Source organism: Neobacillus vireti (assembly GCF_036962465.1).
Taxonomy (GTDB): Bacteria; Bacillota; Bacilli; order Bacillales; family Cytobacillaceae; genus Neobacillus; species Neobacillus vireti_B.
In genome coordinates this window covers 144,549-163,856 of the sequence record NZ_JBALNF010000031.1, presented here as the reverse complement: position 1 = coordinate 163,856, position 19,308 = coordinate 144,549, and the positions used below count along the sequence as shown (strand labels likewise).

General features: G+C 44.6%; 18 protein-coding genes. All 18 read right to left on the bottom strand.

Going from position 1 to position 19,308, the window contains the following annotated elements:
• Window positions 1–204 precede the first annotated feature (204 nt).
• Window positions 205–2,376, bottom strand: a complete 2,172-nt coding sequence (locus tag V7077_RS14535; protein ID WP_335502888.1) for a S8 family serine peptidase — start codon at window positions 2,374–2,376, stop codon at window positions 205–207.
• Between the two features lie 83 nt (window positions 2,377–2,459).
• Window positions 2,460–3,089 carry a uracil phosphoribosyltransferase gene (upp, locus tag V7077_RS14530; protein ID WP_335502885.1) on the bottom strand — a complete coding sequence of 210 codons (630 nt, stop codon included), beginning with the start codon at window positions 3,087–3,089 and terminating at the stop codon, window positions 2,460–2,462.
• A 222-nt stretch (window positions 3,090–3,311) separates the two neighbouring features.
• Window positions 3,312–4,553, bottom strand: a complete 1,242-nt coding sequence (glyA, locus tag V7077_RS14525; protein WP_335502882.1) for a serine hydroxymethyltransferase — start codon at window positions 4,551–4,553, stop codon at window positions 3,312–3,314.
• A 175-nt stretch (window positions 4,554–4,728) separates the two neighbouring features.
• Window positions 4,729–5,295 (bottom strand): TIGR01440 family protein, encoded by a 567-nt coding sequence (locus tag V7077_RS14520; RefSeq protein WP_420489652.1) that lies wholly within the window; start codon window positions 5,293–5,295, stop codon window positions 4,729–4,731.
• A gap of 25 nt (window positions 5,296–5,320) precedes the next feature.
• On the bottom strand, window positions 5,321–5,767 hold the full coding sequence (gene rpiB / locus V7077_RS14515; protein ID WP_235741600.1) for a ribose 5-phosphate isomerase B: 447 nt from the start codon (window positions 5,765–5,767) through the stop codon (window positions 5,321–5,323).
• A 252-nt stretch (window positions 5,768–6,019) separates the two neighbouring features.
• Window positions 6,020–6,460: a low molecular weight protein arginine phosphatase gene (locus V7077_RS14510; protein ID WP_335502873.1), complete on the bottom strand. Its 441-nt coding sequence runs from the start codon at window positions 6,458–6,460 to the stop codon at window positions 6,020–6,022.
• Window positions 6,461–6,689: 229 nt separating this feature from the next.
• On the bottom strand, window positions 6,690–7,247 hold the full coding sequence (locus V7077_RS14505; RefSeq protein WP_335502871.1) for a manganese efflux pump MntP: 558 nt from the start codon (window positions 7,245–7,247) through the stop codon (window positions 6,690–6,692).
• 288 nt (window positions 7,248–7,535) lie between these two features.
• Window positions 7,536–8,579: an L-threonylcarbamoyladenylate synthase gene (locus V7077_RS14500; RefSeq protein WP_335502868.1), complete on the bottom strand. Its 1,044-nt coding sequence runs from the start codon at window positions 8,577–8,579 to the stop codon at window positions 7,536–7,538.
• 185 nt (window positions 8,580–8,764) lie between these two features.
• Window positions 8,765–9,211: a GNAT family N-acetyltransferase gene (locus tag V7077_RS14495; RefSeq protein WP_335502866.1), complete on the bottom strand. Its 447-nt coding sequence runs from the start codon at window positions 9,209–9,211 to the stop codon at window positions 8,765–8,767.
• Between the two features lie 111 nt (window positions 9,212–9,322).
• Entirely contained in the window at window positions 9,323–10,261 is a 939-nt protein-coding gene (gene spoIIR, locus V7077_RS14490) for a stage II sporulation protein R (RefSeq protein WP_335502863.1), read from the bottom strand.
• Window positions 10,262–10,729: 468 nt separating this feature from the next.
• Complete coding sequence (gene prmC / locus V7077_RS14485; RefSeq protein ID WP_335502860.1) at window positions 10,730–11,686, bottom strand: peptide chain release factor N(5)-glutamine methyltransferase; 957 nt, start codon at window positions 11,684–11,686, stop codon at window positions 10,730–10,732.
• Window positions 11,679–12,752: a peptide chain release factor 1 gene (gene prfA / locus V7077_RS14480; protein WP_335502857.1), complete on the bottom strand. Its 1,074-nt coding sequence runs from the start codon at window positions 12,750–12,752 to the stop codon at window positions 11,679–11,681. The genes prmC and prfA overlap by 8 nt, the downstream gene beginning before the upstream one ends.
• Before the next feature lie 148 nt (window positions 12,753–12,900).
• Window positions 12,901–13,395: a hypothetical protein gene (locus tag V7077_RS14475; RefSeq protein WP_335502855.1), complete on the bottom strand. Its 495-nt coding sequence runs from the start codon at window positions 13,393–13,395 to the stop codon at window positions 12,901–12,903.
• Window positions 13,396–13,791: 396 nt separating this feature from the next.
• Window positions 13,792–14,388 carry a thymidine kinase gene (locus tag V7077_RS14470; protein ID WP_335502851.1) on the bottom strand — a complete coding sequence of 199 codons (597 nt, stop codon included), beginning with the start codon at window positions 14,386–14,388 and terminating at the stop codon, window positions 13,792–13,794.
• Between the two features lie 169 nt (window positions 14,389–14,557).
• A complete protein-coding gene (gene rpmE, locus V7077_RS14465) occupies window positions 14,558–14,764 on the bottom strand; it encodes a 50S ribosomal protein L31 (protein ID WP_335502848.1) in 207 nt (68 codons plus the stop codon).
• Between the two features lie 207 nt (window positions 14,765–14,971).
• Window positions 14,972–16,234, bottom strand: coding sequence for a transcription termination factor Rho (gene rho / locus V7077_RS14460; protein ID WP_335502845.1), 1,263 nt, complete (start codon window positions 16,232–16,234; stop codon window positions 14,972–14,974).
• Window positions 16,235–16,590: 356 nt separating this feature from the next.
• Window positions 16,591–17,877 (bottom strand): UDP-N-acetylglucosamine 1-carboxyvinyltransferase, encoded by a 1,287-nt coding sequence (locus V7077_RS14455; protein ID WP_335502842.1) that lies wholly within the window; start codon window positions 17,875–17,877, stop codon window positions 16,591–16,593.
• 463 nt (window positions 17,878–18,340) lie between these two features.
• On the bottom strand, window positions 18,341–19,195 hold the full coding sequence (locus V7077_RS14450) for a class II fructose-bisphosphate aldolase (protein WP_335502839.1): 855 nt from the start codon (window positions 19,193–19,195) through the stop codon (window positions 18,341–18,343).
• Window positions 19,196–19,308: the final 113 nt, after the last annotated feature.

Below are 19,308 nucleotides of genomic sequence, written 5' to 3'. Positions count from 1 at the left end.
CGCTTTCCGCGGGCGTGCCGGCGAGCCTCCTCGGCGCTTATGCGCCTGTGGGGTCTCCCCTGTCCCGTACTCCCGCAGGAGTCTTCGCCGCCTTCCGCTCCAATCAACAGATTTCTTTTACTAATCTAAAAGATGTCTAACTTATCCATTTCTTTTACGACATAAAGAAAGCTAGAGCGTTCTTTATGCCCCAGCTTTCCGAACCTATTTCTCGTGCTTTTCGATCATAATCATCCTTTCGATGAAATCCTCTTTTCCTGCCTTCTTGGCAAATATCTTTACTAAATAAGTACCCGATGCTGGGAGCTGCTCTTTTCGAATCAGCTTGCGCAGCTGGCCTTTTTTCACATTTGTTTCTGTATCTAAGAAGCCGACAAAGCGATAACTCTCCGGGTTAAACAAAGCAATTCCAAACTCGTCTGCACCGCCTGGCAAGTACACCTCATAGCGGTATTCTCCCGGGCGATCTCCATACGCAAAATCAAAGCCCATCACCCGTGGGTACCCCGGCTCCTCAAGCACATACAGATAAGGAATTTGAATCAATTCCGGCCCAGCCTCGAGCCGGATAAAACCATCATGAATCTTCTGCTTGAACACCTGTGGATCAACTTGCAGCTCGACCGTTACTTCCCTTGACTCCTTCGGTCTGAGCGTAAACGATAACGGAAAACGCCAGCTGACCCCTTCAACCTGGTACGGAATTCGAAAAGAATAGCGCTGTGTCTTCTCGCTCGTATTTTTAATTTTCACTAAGGTTTTACGGCTGTTGTTCTCACTGTATTTGCCAAAACGAAGACTGCTTGGGGTGACGAGCGATGTGGTCTGAATCGCCTCATCCACCTGAATCCTTCCCGCCCCTTGCTCATACGTCCGGTACAAGGCGTTAGGATTTGGCCCAATCGGCTTGGCCGTATTCATCAGCGCCGCCTTAATCTCAGCCGGCGACCAATCCGGGTGGGCCTGCTTGATTAAGGCACATGCTCCCGCCACATGCGGTGCGGCCATACTCGTGCCTTGTAACGATAAATATCCCCCTGGAATCGTTGATTGAATCGCCACCCCTGGCGCAACAATATCCGGCTTAATCTCCCATGTCCCCGTTACCGGACCGCGCGAGCTGAAGTCTGCGAGACGGTCCCGCTCCTCACTGACCAGTACCCGTACAGTCACCCGATGGTTCGTTATTTTTTTTTGTAAAATTACTCCGTCACCCTTAGCGAGTGCTCCAATTGGGATGGTCATAGGAGTATCAAGGTTTCCCATGAAGCTGCCGCTCAAATTGTTATAGATCAGCACTGCTTTGGCCCCCGCTGCATAGGCGTTTTTAGCTTTTTCCGTAAACGTCAGTGTGCCGCGCTTGATTAGCACCATTTTGCCCTGGACGTTGCGAAGATCCTCCTTGCGGCCCAACCCGCCGTCCGCCAATTCGAGGGAGCGGTCCAATCCCCAGTTGCCCGATCCCTCCAAGGGCTGGATTCGCACCCGGTTTCCTTCTATTATTAAGGAGGGAATTTTCATTGTCGGTGTCGAGGCGCCAACGGATATGGCCTTAGAAGCCGTACCGGGAGAGCCGACTGTCCAGACATTTGGACCAGAATTCCCCGACGCTGCCACGGCAACAATCCCTTTGTCGACGGCACGGTTTAAAGCAAGGGAAATCGGCAGGTCCGGCCCGTTGATGTCGTTTCCGAGGGAAAGATTGACCACGTCCACTTTGTCTTTGATCGCCTGTTCAATCGCGGCAAGTACCTGTTCGGTGGTCCCGCCTCCGCCAGGCCCCAGTGCGCGGTAAGCCACAATTTTGGCCTCGGGTGCAACGCCTTTTATTTTTCCATTGGCTGCAATAATGCCGGCTACATGGGTGCCATGGATCGTGGCTTTGCCGACGGCGAGGGTTTCCATGGGATCTCGGTCATTGTCGACAAGGTCGTGCCCGCCGGCATAATTACTTTTTAAATCCGGGTGGGTATAGTCCACTCCGGTATCAATAACCCCGACGGTGATGCCTTTGCCGGTGAGGCGTTGATTCTGATGGTCAAAGATGCGGCGCACCTCTTCCCCGCCAATGATTTTGACGCTTTCTTCTGTTTCAGCCTGATATTGAGCAACTGGCGAAACGGTTAGGACGTTCTGTTGTTGACCTAGCCTTGTGATTGCCTCAGGGCTTCCTTCAATTGAGAAGCCATCGAGGGCCTCATGGAAAATACGGCGCACCTTTACGCCTTGATAAGGACTGATCAGCCGGTTGATTTCCTGTTCAGACTGCGGTTGTTTTAAAACCACAATCGCGACTTGGGTTGATTTTGGTATCGGCGGATGGATGAGTACGGTTGAGGGTTGCAGCGTGAGAAGTATGGATAACAGCCATTTCATTTATGAATTCCCCTTTTTCCTCATAGCGTTTTCTTTGAGGGGGGAAAGTATGCAAAAAAGCCGAGCATCTCTGCCCGACTCTATTATTTCGTACCAAACAACCGGTCGCCGGCATCGCCTAAACCTGGGACGATATAGCCATGGTCATTTAATTTCTCGTCCAATGCCGCAATATAAATATCCACATCCGGGTGGGCAGCTTTTACAGCTTCAACACCTTCTGGAGCAGCAATTAAACACATAAACTTAATATTTTTTGCGCCGCGCTTTTTCAACGAACGAATGGCTTCAATAGCAGAACCGCCCGTTGCCAGCATCGGATCTACCACGATGAAATCACGCTCTTCAACATCACTCGGAAGCTTAATGTAATATTCAACTGGCTGCAATGTTTCTGGGTCGCGGTATAAACCGACATGGCCTACCTTCGCTGCAGGGATTAATTTTAAAATACCATCAACCATTCCAATTCCAGCACGGAGGATTGGCACAATGCCAATTTTTTTCCCGGAAAGAACCTTTGATTTTGCCGGACAAACAGGTGTCTCAATATCGATGTCCTCTAGCGGCATATCTCGTGTAATTTCGAATGCCATTAAGGTTGCCACTTCATCAACTAGCTCGCGAAATTCCTTCGTTCCTGTTTGTTTATCACGTATGTAAGTAAGTTTATGCTGGATTAATGGGTGGTCGAAGACGTATACCTTTGCCACAATAATCGCCCCTTTTTCAAAAATTAATCATCGCCTCATTTTACAGAAAAAAGACCCATAGAGCAACTTATCTCCAAATGTTTTGAGAGAGAAAAAGTAGAGTGAATATTCTTTCTAGTAGAAATAGTCTCTTAAACTTTATCTCCCGATTAACGGAAGCTCACGAGGATATAAAAAATGGACCTCCATCTGCACAAGATGAAGGCCCGTTTTAAAAATCGATTAATACTCAGGATAAAGGATGAATTTATTTGTTAATGCTTCAACGCGTCCACGTGCTTCGTTAAGCTTTGCTTCGTCTTCATGGTTTTTCAATGTAAAAGCGATAATCGACGCAATTTCGTCCATGTCCTCTAAACCAAAGCCGCGGCTTGTCACAGCTGCCGTACCAATGCGGACTCCGCTGGTTACGAATGGGCTATTTTGGTCAAATGGAATGGTGTTTTTATTAACGGTAATGCCGACTTCATCCAATACATGCTCAGCAATCTTTCCAGTTAAGCCAAGGCTTGTCACATCGACTAACAGCAAATGATTATCCGTACCGCCAGAAACTAGCTTTAATCCTTCTTTTTGAAGAGATTCCGCTAGGCGCTTCGCGTTCGCAATAATGTTTCCTGCATATTCTTTAAAGCTATCCTCTAGTGCTTCACCGAAGGCAACAGCTTTTGCGGCGATTACATGCATAAGCGGACCACCTTGGATACCAGGGAAGATTGACTTATCAATTTTCTTGCCAAATTCCTCTTTGCACAGAATCATTCCGCCGCGAGGACCGCGTAAGGTTTTGTGAGTTGTTGTCGTAACAAAATCAGCGTATGGAACTGGGTTTTGGTGTAAACCTGCCGCCACAAGTCCAGCAATGTGCGCCATATCGACCATGAGGTAAGCCCCTACTTCATCGGCAATCTCACGGAACTTAGCAAAGTCGATTTCGCGTGGGTAGGCACTCGCACCGGCAACAATAAGCTTCGGTTTGTGAGCTACTGCTTTTTCGCGCACATCCTCATAATTGATGCGGTGAGTTGTTTCATCGACACCATATTCAACGAAGTTGTATTGAACGCCACTGAAGTTTACTGGGCTTCCGTGTGTTAAGTGCCCGCCGTGAGAAAGATTCATCCCAAGAACGGTATCGCCCTGCTCGAGGATTGTGAAGTAAACAGCCATATTGGCTTGTGCCCCTGAATGCGGCTGAACGTTAACATATTCTGCACCGAAAATCTGCTTCGCACGTTCGCGGGCAAGATCTTCAACCACATCGACATATTCACAGCCGCCATAGTAACGGCGTCCTGGATATCCTTCTGCATACTTATTTGTTAATACAGAACCTTGTGCTTCCATCACTGCTTCACTTACAAAGTTTTCCGAGGCAATTAATTCAATTTTTGAACGCTGACGTCCTAATTCCTGTTGAATCGCTTTAAAAACCTGCTCATCCGCTTGAGGCAAATGCTTCATCCTAAATCCCCCTTTTTTATGTAAAGCCAATAAAATTCAAAATTCGAAAATTCCTACTTCATTCTACCATATCTTTCGTGATTTGCCACCCTAAACTCTATAAAAATAGGAGAAAAGGTGCCTGACACCATTAATAACCGAACAATAGTGCTAATGGTGCCTGACACCATTTACACTACGAGCAGCTGGTATTCTCGGTGTTTTTTTCGTAGACGGCGCGGGCACCGCCGATTAGTTTGGGACGGGTTTTTGCTAGGGTGACAAGGGCATGTCCGACGCTTTTTTGCTTAAAGCGTACGGGTACGGCCACATGTTTTATGTGCATGCCGATTAGTGTTTGGCCAATGTCAATGCCAGCCTCAGCCTTTACGAATTCAACCACCACCGCATCCTCAAAACCCCCAAAAGCGTAGGTTGCCATCGCACCGCCAGCCTTACGGACGGGTACAACCGAAACCTCTTCATAGCCCCGCTCGAGAGCAACGGAGCGTTCCATGACCAATGCCCGGTTTAAATGCTCACAGCATTGAAAAGCAAGTTGGATTCCCGTCTCCGCTTGGAGTTTTTTAAACTGCTGAAAAATCATTTCAGCTACTTCAATCGTCCCGGCAGTGCCAATTCGTTCGCCGATGACCTCACTCGTGCTGCAGCCGACGACAAGCAGCTGCCCAGGCTTTAGTTCCGCCTGTTCTTGGAATTCACCTAGAATGGTTTCAAGCTCTATTTCCCAATCTTGAATCATTACCATACCCTTCTTTCAGCCTTGCTTAAAGGTGTGTTTTCTCGTACTCGGTAATCTTTCCAATCCGGTTCGCATGACGGCCGCCTTCGAACTCTTCCGTCAGCCAAATCTCAGCGATATCGCGGGCCAATCCTGGTCCAATGACGCGCTCGCCCATTGCAAGCATGTTCGTATCATTATGTGCACGCGTTGCACGAGCACTGAATGTATCATGAACTAGGGCACAGCGGATACCTTTTACCTTATTGGCGGCAATACTCATCCCAATCCCTGTTCCACAAATCAAAATACCTCGGTCAAATTCGCCGCTTGCTACCTTTTCGGCCACAGGCAGTGCATAATCCGGAAAATCTACAGATGTTTCACAATCACAGCCAAAATCCACGTAGTCAATCTTTAATTCTTCCAGTAATTTGGCGATTTCCTTGCGTATATTGACGCCGCCATGATCTGACGCTAATGCCACCTTCATATAAAATCCTCCTGTTCTATTTCCCAAAATTCAAAAAACTGTTGTTACAAACAGACGTGCAATCCCTCTGCAGTAACTCTTAGAATAATCTGTTTTCATTTTGACATACCCACTCAAAAATTTAAAGCAGAAACCTTTCTCGTTTCAGTTATTTGAGGCAAAAATAATAGCCCTCTTATTTCATTAAGAGAGCTCTGCCTTTTCTTATTAAAGTTAGTTTTTTCAAAAAAGCTTTTCGCCATTCGCAATTCACTATTCTTTAAATTTTTCTATCGCTTTATCAATTAATTTTTCTAATTCTTGATAGGTCTCCTCATAGACAGCGAGACTGCCGCCGTACGGATCACCAACATCCTGGCTGCCGGTTTCACCCGTATACTCCTTCAACGAGAACACCTTCATTACCGCATGAGGAAACTGCTGTTGAATCGCAAATTTATGAGAGCTCGTCATCGTTAAAATGAGATCAGCCCACTCAACAGCCTCCGCTGTTAACAGATGTGAGCGATGATTATGCGGAACCTGATTGTCATCGAGCACCTGCTTCGCATGAGTGGATGCTTCACTGCCGTTAGCTGCATAAATCCCTGCTGACTTTACTTCCACATCGGTAAGCTTTTTATTTTTTAAAATAGCTTCTGCCATTGGACTCCTGCATGTATTTCCCGTACAAACAAACAAAATACGCCGCATTTGATTCGCCACCTTCCCTTAAAAATTTTACCCCAGAAATGGTTAATTGAACCAAATCTTTTTTAAAAAAACCTTCTCCCGTTTTCGAAAAAAGGCTGTACCACTAAAAAGACGACGAATCGTCGTTATGTGGTTTATGTAACGGACCTTAATATTTAAAAAAACAGGTGATTGGATAACTTCATTCTAGCAAATTTGGAAGGTTTTTTAAAAGATTCCTAGTTTCATTTTACCAAAATTGCGTGAGCAGTTTTAATCCAAACGCTAGCAGGATGGTTCCTCCTAAGGCCTCACTGTACGTCCCGAGCCAGCCCTGGACTTTTCTGCCGAGCAAGAGGCCTGCCCATGTTTGCACCGTGGCAACAATCCCAAAGCATAAAAGTACCATAAAGGTTTTCGCTCCGTAAATCCCTAAGGTCAAACCAACGGAAAAGCTATCGAGACTTACACTTAAGGCAAATAACAGTAAGCCGAAGCCTACTGGTGAGATGACCTTTGCTTCTTCTTTTTTCAGCGTCGACCAAATCATCTGCACCCCTAGGACCATGAGGAGCAGTCCGCCGATAAGCGTTGCAAAGGTGCCGAATTTTTCCGATAGAAATTTTCCTGCTAATAGGCCTAAAAGCGGCATCCATACATGGAATAAGCCGATGGTCAGGCCGATTTTTAAAATTTTCCTCAGCCGCAGTTTGTACATTCCCATGCCAAGCCCAACCGAGAAGGCATCCATCCCAAGTGCAAATGCCATTAATAATAGTGTAATGAGTTCGCCAAACATATCTGACATTGATCTCCGCCCCCTTGGACTAACTATCATAGCCTATGCACGTCCAAGGGGATTTAGAAGTAAGAAAAGCGCAAGCGCCCTGGTCAGCGGCGTATGGCCCTGGAGTGCTCCAACTGAGATAAAGGAAACACGAAGAGCGGCAGCGATTCGATGTTGACTTATCGTAGGGCGGAGCGCGAAGGACACTAGCCGCTAGGGCGCTGGAGCTGGACAATTTTCAAAGTCAATTTGTATACATTTTTATTCAGTAAGAAAAGCACCGGAGCCTCCTTAAAGGAGACACTGGTGCTATTCGGCAATGAGCTTATGGCCGGCTGCTTTTTCGAGACGGTTCATGATGGCATGTCCCACGCCTTCATTCGGAAAAATCTCACTAAAAATGAGATCGACATTGTCCTGGTTGAAACTTCGCAGTGTATCATATAATGCGGCCGCGACCGATTCCAGCTCAGCTCGCCTTCCACATGAAAGAATAAGATCCGCCTTGTAAAAACGGTGATTTTCTTCGGTTGTCAACACCCCTACCCGAAGTCCTTCCTGCTGCTTTTCCAACACTAAGGTTTGCAGAAATTCTTTCGGACCTGCCACCATATAAAGCGGGGCATTTGGTGCATAGTGGCGGTATTTCATCCCTGGTGCCTTTGGACGTGCCGACTGGTCCTTTAAGGCCGCGTCTTCACGGACTTCCCCAACGACTGCCTCAAGCTGCTCCATTGTCACGCCGCCCGGTCTTAAGATGACTGGAATCCCCTCTGTACAATCAACAACGGTTGATTCAACTCCAACTCCTGTCGCACCGCCATCCAACACCCCGGCAATTTTTCCTTTTAAATCATCCAGCACATGCTCCGCTTTCGTGGGGCTCGGCTTTCCAGAACTGTTTGCGCTTGGCGCGGCAATCGGAAGTCCACAGGTTTTCAACAATGCCAGTGCAACCGGATGATCCGGCATCCTTACCGCAACGGTACTAAGTCCTGCTGTTGCCTTCTCAGACAAAACGCCATCTTTCTTTTTAAAAATAATCGTCAGCGGACCTGGCCAAAAGGCATCCATTAATTTCGCAGCCGTTTCCGGAACCTCAGTTACAAATCTACTAAGCTGCTTGCGGTCGGCAATGTGAATGATTAATGGATTATCACTAGGCCGCCCTTTCGCTGCAAAGATTTTTGCCACCGCTTCATCACTTTCAGCGTTACCGCCCAGCCCGTAAACGGTCTCTGTTGGCAGGGCAACCACTTCATTTTTTCTTAAAAAATTGGCTGCATCCACAACCTGTGGATTATTCTCAAGATTATCCACATATTTATCCACTATCCAGATATTTGTGTTCATAGTTATCCACCTTTATTGATGACAAAACTTTTATCGAATTTTGGCGAATTTACGCGGAAAAACTCCTATCATTTCACCTTGTACGTTTGAAAGTATAAAAGAAGGTGGGTATAAATACAAGTTTTATCCACAAATTGTGTATAACCTTGAGGAAAAAGTGGATAACTTTGTGGATTAATCCACAACTATAGTGAAAATTTTAAAAATAATGAGTTATCCACATTTAAAACGTGTCGAATGTGCTCGGAGGCAAAAAATTCTGTGGGTAATGCTTCTCGTCCGATTTTTTGAAAGCCCATTAATTCAAAAAATGGCAGGGCTACACTCTTATTAGTTGCCAAAAACAAGCTTTTCATCCCTTTTTCTTTCGCTAATTTAACCATTTGATCAAAAAGAATAAAAATTTCTTTATCTGCTTGTCCTGGGGAAACCACCAATGAGCGCAGCATCCCATGGTCCTCAAATGTCTCCATACCGAGTGAACCACGGATTGTGCCATCTTCGTTTTCTAGCAGAAGAAAATAGTCTATGGTTTCTGCGGTTAGTCCCTCGGTCCCAAGATTGGCTCTTGCCAAAAATGCCTGTAAATTTCCCAAATCCTCTTGATTAGCCTTGCGAATTAATGCCTGCATCCCATCCACCTCGTTTAAAAGATTCTACTCTATTACTATGAATAACTAGAGATAATAGAACAGCAGGATGCACGATTTTATTTAAAAAACTAGTCCGGTGCTGGACTAGTTTTAGTTAAACATTTTTTCCCACATTTCTACCACGAAAAACTTAACTTTCACTGGTTCTTCGTCTTTTGCAGTATATACGGGGGCGTCTTTCTTTACCTTCTTTTTCGCCTTTTTTACTTCTTCAACTGGATTCTTTGTGATTTGTACTTCTTTTGCCAGGTTTTCAGTGTTAACTTCTTCTACAACGGGCTTCTTCACTTCTTCAACAGAATTTTTGGGTGCCTGAATTATTTTATTAACGGGCTGTTCTACTTCTATTACGCTCTCAGCATGTTCTACCGGTTCGCTTACTTTGTTTTCCGCTTGTTGTTTTTCTTCCACTGGTACAGGAGCAGGTGTTACTGCTGCCTCTTCCATTTGAGGAGCATCCTGCTGTACTTTTTCTTCGACGGTTTCTGCTTTTGCAACGTGTTTTTCCTCAAAGCCATCGCTCACCGCGACACCATTTGAAAAATCAAGGAAGCATAACGGCGGGTATAATACGCACCACCAGTTCGCGCCTTCACCTTTGCCTAATGTAATCAAAATAGCTTGATATTCGCCAGCCGGATATAAGTACTGGCCATATAATTTGGTAGGGAACTGAACTTTTCCAAACTCAACCTTCACCGACTGATTCGAGCCTTGCTCATGAACTACTTTTTCGGCAATATCTTGAATTTCAGGAAGCTTGCTATTGATGACCTTCTTTGCTTCATTCATCGACGTTAAGTCCTGTACCCACAGTGTAATTTGTGCATTAACCGCATCGCGTACCTTGCGTTTGATTGCTTGATCTTGTTCAAAATCACTGTTTGCCAAAATCCTTAAGCGGATGGCTTCCCCCGGAATAACTATTGATTCCTTTGCTGCGGCTTCGGTCTTTGGCATATATAAATTCAACATTGTCCCCAATGATAAAATGACTAAGTATCCCCAAACTACTAGTTTCCCTCTCATCTCTAGCACAACCCCTTTGCCCTTCGATATTTTCATTGTGGACAAAGAATAAGAATCTTAAACTAGTAAATTTGAAAAACTCTATTAAATTTTTTGCCAGTGTTTCCTGATAGGATTTGTCTATTGGATAAAATACAAGATCGCTTCTGTGTTTTTGTCTTATTGCAGCAGCTCTATCGGACAAAACTCATTTTAAAAAAAAGATTTGTCCATTGGAAGGATTCTATGAGACAAAATTCATTTGCAACCTCTTTAATTTGCCTAATAGAAACGCCCTATGGTACAAAATTCATTTCCTACCTCTTCAATTTGTCCAATAGAAACGCCCTATGGTACAAAATCCATCCCCAACCTCTCCAATTTGTCTAATAGCACATTGTACGGATTTCCCGAAAACCGTTATCCCACAAGGTTGGTAATTTATCATTCCCTGGTAAACGATAAAAAAAGTGTTAAACCAGTTTCGGCTTAACACTCATTAATTTCGGCAAAAACCATCCGATCCCTGCCATTAATATCATTAACAATATCGACCTTAACCTTCGAGAAAGTTGTTCGGAGCAATTCAGCTACTGCCTCTCCCTGGCCCATACCGATTTCAAAACAGACAAGTGCCGTTGGTGCGAGGACCTGTGGCAATTCCGTCATAAAACGGCGGTAGAAATCCAAGCCATCCTCGCCCGCAAACAAGGCACGATGCGGCTCATGCTCGGTTACCACCTCAGACATCGTTTCCCTATCAGCAACCGGAATGTAAGGCGGATTCGATACCACCACATCCAATTTCTCACCATTTTCGATAAACGGCCTAAGCAAATCCCCCTGAACAAACCTCACATCCGCCCCAAGCCGGGCAGCATTCTCCCGTGCCACCGCAAGCGACATCGCCGCAATATCCGTTCCTGTCACCCTTAACACTTGCTTCACAATGCTATTGGTGCCTGTCACCGTTCCTACCATCTCCGCAGTATTATTGGTGCCTGTCACCATTTGTACTGTCGGCGGTTGGTATTCTAGTTGTAAGGTGATGGCGATGGCGCCGCTGCCTGTGCCGATGTCGGCTAAGCGGATTTCTTGATGGCTGGTGAAAATTTTCTTCATACGCTGGAGGGCCCCGTAGACGAGTTCTTCTGTTTCTGGACGCGGGATGAGAACTTCCTCATTAACCACAAAGGTCCGGCCGTAAAATTCTTCAGAACCGATCAAATATTGGACCGGGACACCTTCTTCGACATGTGCACGCACAGCCCCTTCAAACGCTTCCCAAACACTCGGCTCTAAATCCTCGCGCATATTGGCAAACAGCTGCGCCCGCGACATTCCAGTAAAATGCCGGAGCAAAAGTTCGCCGGCATTTTCATCACGACCCGCTTCAACTAAAAAAGAAGAAGCCCATTTCAGGGCCTCAAATACTTTTTTACTCATTAGATGCCTCTTCTAGTCTTTTTGCCTGTTCATCCATAACCAATGCATCAATAATTTCATCCAGCTTACCTTCAATAATTTGATCAAGCTTTTGAAGGGTTAAGCCAATGCGATGATCGGTTACCCGATTTTGCGGGAAGTTGTACGTGCGAATTCGTTCAGAACGGTCACCTGTTCCAACTGCCGATTTACGAACCTGATCGTACTCAGCCTGCGCTTCCTGCTGGAACTTATCGTACACACGTGCGCGTAATACTTTCATCGCTTTATCCCGGTTTTTATGCTGGGATTTTTCATCTTGGATTGAAACCATAATCCCAGTTGGAAGGTGTGTCAAACGAACAGCTGACATCGTTGTATTAACGGATTGCCCGCCGGCGCCGCTTGAAGCAAATGTATCAAAGCGGATATCTTTTTCATGAATTTCATATTCAAATTCTTCCGCCTCTGGCAAACACACAACCGTTGCAGTTGATGTATGAATACGGCCGCCTGATTCTGTTTCTGGCACACGCTGCACACGGTGGGCGCCGCTTTCAAACTTTAATTTAGAGTAAGCACCCTGGCCATTAATCATAAAACTGATTTCTTTATAGCCGCCAAGGCCTGTTGGGCTGGCATCAATCAAGTCTGTTTTCCAGCCCTGTGCTTCCGCATATCGGCTGTACATCCGATAAAGTGTTCCTGCAAACAATGCCGCCTCTTCTCCGCCAGCTGCACCGCGGATTTCAAAGATAACGTTTTTATCATCGTTTGGATCCTTTGGAACAAGGAGAATCTTCATTTTGGCTTCAAGCTCTTCAATTTGGGCCTCAAGCTCATGAACTTCTTCCTTCACCATTTCACGCATTTCAGCATCAAGCTTCTCTTCAAGCATAGCCTTTGCATCCTGAAGCTGCTCACGAGCCTCTTTATATTGGCGATAGGTTTGTACAGTTTCTTGTATATCACTTTGTTCTTTTGAATATTCGCGAAGTTTCTTTGAGTCATTAATAATTTCTGGGTCGCTTAAAAGTTCGTTCAACTTTTCGTAGCGATCTTCCACGGATTGAAGACGATCAAACACAGTTCATTCACCTCGAGTTTTAGTCCATAACATTCTAATTATAGTATAGGTGAAAACCCCCGTCAAAACCAAATTGAGGGAGAAATATTTTATTTGAGACCAAGCCCGTTTTTTCGAAACAAAAAACATGCCCTAAAATCAGAGCATGTTACCTGCGGTCCTCCTGGACGCGGACTTCAATATTATAACGCGGGAGTGCTTTTACCAGTTGCCGGTGAAGGCGCGCTTCCGCTTTATTTCTTGCTTGATCAGACAGCATCCCTTTTTTATAAACGGTTACCCACATCCGGTCGCCGTTTATCCAGACAGAATCCGTTCTAAATTCATTCGTATGGGCTATGACTTGTTTTGCTTTGTTAATATCATTGCCGTGATTGGTCGCACCTGCTTCTCCGCCGCTGCCTGTCCGTTTTAAATCAAGAAAGTTCGGGTTTTGGTTGGTGATATCATCTTCGACCATATGCTGCTTGTTCTTACGGCGATCACTGATACTATCAGGTCCACCATTGTTTCGCATAGACATGTTATTGTGTTGTGGAGTATTGTTGCGAAGGTCATTGGCTGAACGATCATTTTGTCCTTGACAGCCGCTGACGATTAGCAAAAACATGATCCCCACGAGAGACATCCACTTTTTCAACATTACTACACCTCCCATTACTATCATGCCCTGACCTGAGTCGTAATGAGCGAGTGAAATCTTTCCAAGACTTGTCTAAGGGGAGTGATAGTGATGAATATATGTAATGCCGTGGATTTCTAGTTTATTTCAGCGTATTTTATCGATATTTCCGCGTAAAAGGACCAAAATTCCGTACAAAAGCCCGTTAATCCTGTGAACTATTCCATTTTTCCCGCCAACTCCTCAAAATTAAAACATCCTCTAAACAAACCCACAAAAAAAACTGCCTGAGAACCAACTCCCAGACAGTGTTAACGGTGACAGGCACCATTTATTATATTTGTACATTGCTAACCACGTTTTCGGTGACAAGCACCATCATCTGGCACCATCCTCATCACCCCCTACACGTTCAACTTAGCGGGAGGTGACAGTTGTTGTTTTTGGGACTTCGTGGTGGTGACGGCAGCGCGGTTCGTATGCTTCCGAAGCACCGACTAGTATAACCGGGTCATGATAAGAGGCTGGACGGCCGTCAATCAGCCGCTGCGTTCTGCTGGATGGTGAACCGCACACAGTACAAACAGCCTGCAGCTTTGTCACTGACTCCGCTACCGCCATTAATGCCGGCATTTGGCCGAATGGCTCGCCGCGGAAATCCATATCAAGTCCAGCACAGATCACACGGTGCCCGCTGTCCGCCAGCTGCTGAACAACCCGAACAATCCCTTCATCAAAAAACTGAACTTCATCTATTGCAATAATATCGATATCCGCTTCTACATGATGCAAAATCTCGATAGAATGGGAAATTGGCGTCGCATGAAAAGAAGAGCCATTATGGGATACGACTGACTGTTCACTGTAGCGATTGTCAATTTTCGGCTTAAACACAGCTATATTTTGTTTTGCAAACTGAGCCCGCCGAACCCGACGAATCAATTCCTCTGATTTCCCGGAAAACATACTGCCACAGATAACCTCAACCCATCCGCTTTGTTTCATTAAATACATAAACGGCGTCTCCTTCCTATAACGAACCCTATAACAATCTTTATTATATTTTAAGCTGAATTCTCAACTATATTTAAGTATTTTTCCTGCTTATCTATGTCAATCCACTAAATTTTTTCAATAAAAAACAGGCAAGTCAGAATTTCTCTTGCCTGTTCTTGAGCAATCATTATTGTTGCTTAAGGCCGTATTTTTTGTTGAAACGGTCAACACGTCCGCCAGCTTCAGCGAATTTTTGACGACCAGTATAGAATGGATGACATTCTGAACAAGTTTCAACACGGATCTCATTTTTAACAGAACCTGTTTCAAACGTATTACCGCATGCACAAGTCACCGTTACCATTTTATAATTAGGATGAATTCCTGCTTTCATTTCTTTTCAGCTCCTTCCGCCCTGAATCATTCGAAACAGAGTTATATAAATGCCTGCCTTTACAAACAAGCATCAATTACATAAAAGACACTGCACCCATTATAACAAGGGTATCCTATTTTTGCAAGCTGGGATTTGTTGGTTTCTTTTTAAAAAAGGAACGAAAATTGCACCCTCAACAAATCCAGTCCAAAGCACAATCTTCTACTACCGTCTAGCCTTCAACTCTTCCCCTAATTGGGCGAAAAATTCTTCGTTCGACTTCGTTTGGCGGAGTTTTTTCAAGAAGCGCTCAGCAAAGTCTGGTGAATCTGACATCGATTTGCGAATTGCCCATAGCTTATCCAAATGGTCCTTCGGAATAAGTAATTCTTCTTTACGAGTACCGGAACGGCGGATGTCAAGCGCAGGGAAAATACGGCGCTCTGCCAATTGACGGTCAAGATGCAGCTCCATATTACCTGTCCCTTTAAATTCCTCATAAATAACATCATCCATACGTGAACCCGTATCAACAAGGGCCGTAGCGAGGATGGTTAAGCTGCCGCCCTCTTCAATATTCCGGGCCGCACCAAAGAATCGCTTTGGACGATGGAACGCTGCCGGGTCAATACCACCCGAAAGTGTCCGGCCGCTTGGCGGGATGACTAAGTTATAGGCACGCGCTAAACGGGTAATACTGTCCATCAAAATCACGACATCCCGCTTGTGTTCAACCAAACGCATTGCCCGGTCAAGAACAAGCTCAGCTACTTTAATATGGTTCTCAGGAACCTCATCGAACGTCGAACTGACCACATCTCCGGCAACAGAACGTTCAATATCGGTTACCTCTTCCGGACGTTCATCGATTAACAACACGATTAACTCGACATCTGGATGGTTGGTCGTAATGCTGTTGGCAATTTCTTTTATCAGCATCGTTTTTCCAGCCTTTGGAGGGGCTACGATCAGACCACGCTGACCAAAACCGACCGGTGCCACAACATCCATAATCCTCGTCGACACATGCTTCGGCGTCGTCTCTAGCTTCATTTGTCTGTTTGGATACAGTGGAGTTAACGCTGGGAAGTAGACACGTTCCTTTGCAGATTCCGGATCTTCTCCGTTAACTGCTTCTACGTGAAGCAAGCCATAATAGCGTTCATTTTCTTTTGGAGGCCGAACCTTACCGGACACCTTGTCCCCATTGCGAAGATCAAAACGGCGGATTTGCGATGCGGAAATATAAATATCCTCTGAGCTTGGCGAATAATTGATTGGCCGTAAAAATCCAAAACCCTCTGATTGAATAATCTCGAGAACACCTTCCATGAAGAAAAAGCCCTGTTGTTCGGCACGAGATTTTAAGATTGCAAAAATTAGTTCTTTTTTCGTTAATTTGCTGTAGTAGGTTACTTTATATTCGCGAGCAAGCTCATAAAGTTCCTTCAGCTTCATATTCTCTAAACTTGAAATTGTTAAGTCCATTTGTACACCACTCTTTAAAATTTTTCCAGCAAATCCGCTAGTTAAAAGCGGGAGATTGTCCAGTTAGATAATAATTAGAAATTAGAGGAATTGAAATAGAAGTAGAGAAAAGAAATGAATAGGATTGCAGAATATATGCATAATAAAAACAATTACTATTTTACCCTCTGTACAAAAAATTAATCAACTAAAAAATAATAATTCCATTATTGGTAATTATTCCTTATCCTTGTGAATTAAATGAAGAGACTAGATGCATGAATCTAGCCTCTTCTGTATGGTGCCTGACACCTTTTGTACTGTCTACGTCTACTTTATTTAATTACTAGAATTCTCGGCAAAGATCGCGCCGTCTGTTATGTGTTCTTAAGATGTTCGAGCTCGTCCTTTGTTAGTGCTTCCCGCCAAATAGTGGCACCGAGTCCGTTTAGTTTTTCAACTAAATTACTATAACCACGGTCAATATGCTCAAGACCGGTCACTTCTGTAATTCCTTCAGCTAGCAGCCCTGCAACCACAAGGGCTGCTCCGGCACGCAGATCGCTTGCCTTCACCTTTGCACCTTGGAGCTGGATCGGACCGTTAATAATGGCCGATCGGCCTTCCACCTTAATATTTGCATTCATTCTTCTAAGTTCATCAATATGTTTAAAACGGGCACCATAAATGGTATCGGTCACCACGGCTGATCCTGATGCTTTTGTTAAGAGCGTCGTAAATGGCTGCTGCAGGTCAGTTGGAAACCCTGGATATACGAGCGTTTTGATATCAACCGCTTTCATGTTGACAGAACCATCAACAAATACTTGGTCATCACTCGTCTCAATCCGCACACCCATCTCACGAAGTTTAGCAATCAATGATTCCAAATGCTGAGGGATCACGTTATCGACTAAAATTCCTTCACCGACAGCGGCTCCTATAATCATATAGGTTCCTGCTTCAATCCGGTCTGGAATAATCGTATGCCGGCAGCCGTGAAGAGTATCGACACCATCAATCCGAATCACGTCGGTTCCCGCTCCTTTTATTTTCGCGCCCATATTGGTTAACAATGTGGCAACATCAATAATTTCTGGCTCTTTCGCAGCGTTCTCAATGATCGTCCGGCCTTTAGCGCGTACGGCAGCCAGCATAATATTAATGGTTGCTCCGACACTGACTACATCCAAGTAAATTCGGGCACCGCGCAATTCGTCAGCACGTAAATAAATCGCACCTTGTTCGTTGGTAATTTGGGCACCCAATGCTTCAAAACCTTTAATATGCTGGTCAATTGGTCTTGGGCCGAGATGGCAGCCGCCAGGCAAACCAATTACAGCCTTCTTAAACCGCCCTAGCATCGCCCCCATTAAATAATAAGAGGCACGCAGCTTTTTTACCTTACCGTTTGGCAGCGGCATTGAAATCATCGTTGAAGGGTCAACCGTCATTTCCTCATCCGTCATGGCGACTTTCCCGCCAATCTCTTCGAGCAAATCCTTTAAGATTTCCACATCAGAGATATTCGGCAATCCCTCGATCGTTACGGGTGATTCTGCTAAAATAGTTGCTGGTATGAGGGCTACAGCACTATTTTTAGCTCCACTGATGCGAACTGTTCCTTTTAACGGATAACCGCCCGCAATTTTTAGCTTTTCCATTAATTGACTCCCTTCTAAGCCCACGAAAGGTTACGAATGATTGTCAGCACGAGACTTTTGTTTTATGCACAAGCACCATTAAGAGTGTTTCTGCTCTATTTAAAAAGACCACTGGTACCAAGCGAGGCTATAGGTATATTTTTCCAACACAAAAAGTCAAATTCCGACAGCTTGTCTATCATTAGTTTACACGAAAATTCCAATTTCATGTATTCATAATAAAAAAATTTATCCCAATTTGTAAAGCAGTCGTGAGTGTTTGTTTTCGTTGTGAAAAATGGAGGGGGTTTCCCAATGAAAAATAGGCGTTTCTGCGGTTGTTCCGGACTTATAAGGAGCCTTTAATCCTATCAGTTTCGACTAAATTTTCAGACTCTTAATTACAGACATAAACCGCCCTTAAAAAAGGACGGTTTTCAGTTTTTATAAAGGTTCCGGTTATTTCTGAAACCAAAAGATGTTATTAAGCTCTGCCTGCAGAACCGAATTCGCGAATTTTGCCGATTACAGTTTCTTTGATCGCGTCACGAGCTGGGCCTAAGTATTTACGTGGATCGTATTCTTCTGGCTTTGCAGCTAATACTTCACGAACCGTTCTTGCAGAAGCAATTTGGTTTTCAGTGTTTACGTTGATTTTTGCAGTTCCAAGGGAAACAGAACGCTGGATGTCCTTTGTTGGGATACCAGTACCACCGTGTAATACTAATGGCATTCCAGTAAGGTTGCCGATTTCTTCCATTTCTTTGAAACCAAGATTTGGTTCACCTTTGTAAGGGCCGTGTACAGATCCTAATGCAGGAGCTAAACAGTCGATACCTGTGCGTTTTACAAGCTCAACACATTCTTGAGCGTCAGCATAGATAATGCTTCCAGAAACGTCATCTTCTTGTCCGCCAACTGTTCCTAACTCAGCTTCTACAGAAACACCTTTTGAATGAGCGTAGTCTACTACTTTTTTAGTAATTTCAATATTCTCTTCAAATGGGTGATGTGAAGCGTCAATCATAACAGATGTAAAGCCTGCATCGATGGCTTCTTTACATTTTTCAAAGCTTGAACCGTGGTCAAGGTGAATTGCCACTGGTACAGTAATTTTATAATCTTCCATTAAGCCTTCTACCATTTTTACAACGGTTTTGAAGCCTGCCATATAACGAGCAGCACCTTCGGATACACCAAGGATAACTGGTGAATTCTCTTCTTGTGCAGCTAGAAGGATTGCTTGTGTAAATTCTAAATTATTTAAATTGAATTGACCTACAGCGTAGCCTTCCGCTTTCGCTTTGTTAAGCATGTCTTTCATTGATACTAAAGGCATTTTCTCTTCCTCCTTAAGTTAGCTTGGTACCATTTTAAACAGGGTCTTCCATAAAAGGATTTCCCTCTGATTTGTCGATTATGTATAAATCAAATGATATCCAGCCTGTTAAA

Bases quoted from the DNA above. Each gene is read 5' to 3' on its own strand.
- V7077_RS14535 (WP_335502888.1), bottom strand. From the start codon at position 2,376: ATGAAATGGCTGTTATCCATACTTCTCACGCTGCAACCCTCAACCGTA.
- glyA (WP_335502882.1), bottom strand. From the start codon at position 4,553: ATGAAGCATTTGCCTCAAGCGGATGAGCAGGTTTTTAAAGCGATTCAA.
- V7077_RS14520 (WP_420489652.1), bottom strand. From the start codon at position 5,295: ATGATTCAAGATTGGGAAATAGAGCTTGAAACCATTCTAGGTGAATTC.
- rpiB (WP_235741600.1), bottom strand. From the start codon at position 5,767: ATGAAGGTGGCATTAGCGTCAGATCATGGCGGCGTCAATATACGCAAG.
- V7077_RS14510 (WP_335502873.1), bottom strand. From the start codon at position 6,460: ATGCGGCGTATTTTGTTTGTTTGTACGGGAAATACATGCAGGAGTCCA.
- V7077_RS14505 (WP_335502871.1), bottom strand. From the start codon at position 7,247: ATGTCAGATATGTTTGGCGAACTCATTACACTATTATTAATGGCATTT.
- V7077_RS14500 (WP_335502868.1), bottom strand. From the start codon at position 8,579: ATGAACACAAATATCTGGATAGTGGATAAATATGTGGATAATCTTGAG.
- V7077_RS14495 (WP_335502866.1), bottom strand. From the start codon at position 9,211: ATGCAGGCATTAATTCGCAAGGCTAATCAAGAGGATTTGGGAAATTTA.
- spoIIR (WP_335502863.1), bottom strand. From the start codon at position 10,261: ATGAGAGGGAAACTAGTAGTTTGGGGATACTTAGTCATTTTATCATTG.
- prmC (WP_335502860.1), bottom strand. From the start codon at position 11,686: ATGAGTAAAAAAGTATTTGAGGCCCTGAAATGGGCTTCTTCTTTTTTA.
- V7077_RS14475 (WP_335502855.1), bottom strand. From the start codon at position 13,395: ATGTTGAAAAAGTGGATGTCTCTCGTGGGGATCATGTTTTTGCTAATC.
- V7077_RS14470 (WP_335502851.1), bottom strand. From the start codon at position 14,388: ATGTATTTAATGAAACAAAGCGGATGGGTTGAGGTTATCTGTGGCAGT.
- rpmE (WP_335502848.1), bottom strand. From the start codon at position 14,764: ATGAAAGCAGGAATTCATCCTAATTATAAAATGGTAACGGTGACTTGT.
- rho (WP_335502845.1), bottom strand. From the start codon at position 16,234: ATGGACTTAACAATTTCAAGTTTAGAGAATATGAAGCTGAAGGAACTT.
- V7077_RS14455 (WP_335502842.1), bottom strand. From the start codon at position 17,877: ATGGAAAAGCTAAAAATTGCGGGCGGTTATCCGTTAAAAGGAACAGTT.
- V7077_RS14450 (WP_335502839.1), bottom strand. From the start codon at position 19,195: ATGCCTTTAGTATCAATGAAAGACATGCTTAACAAAGCGAAAGCGGAA.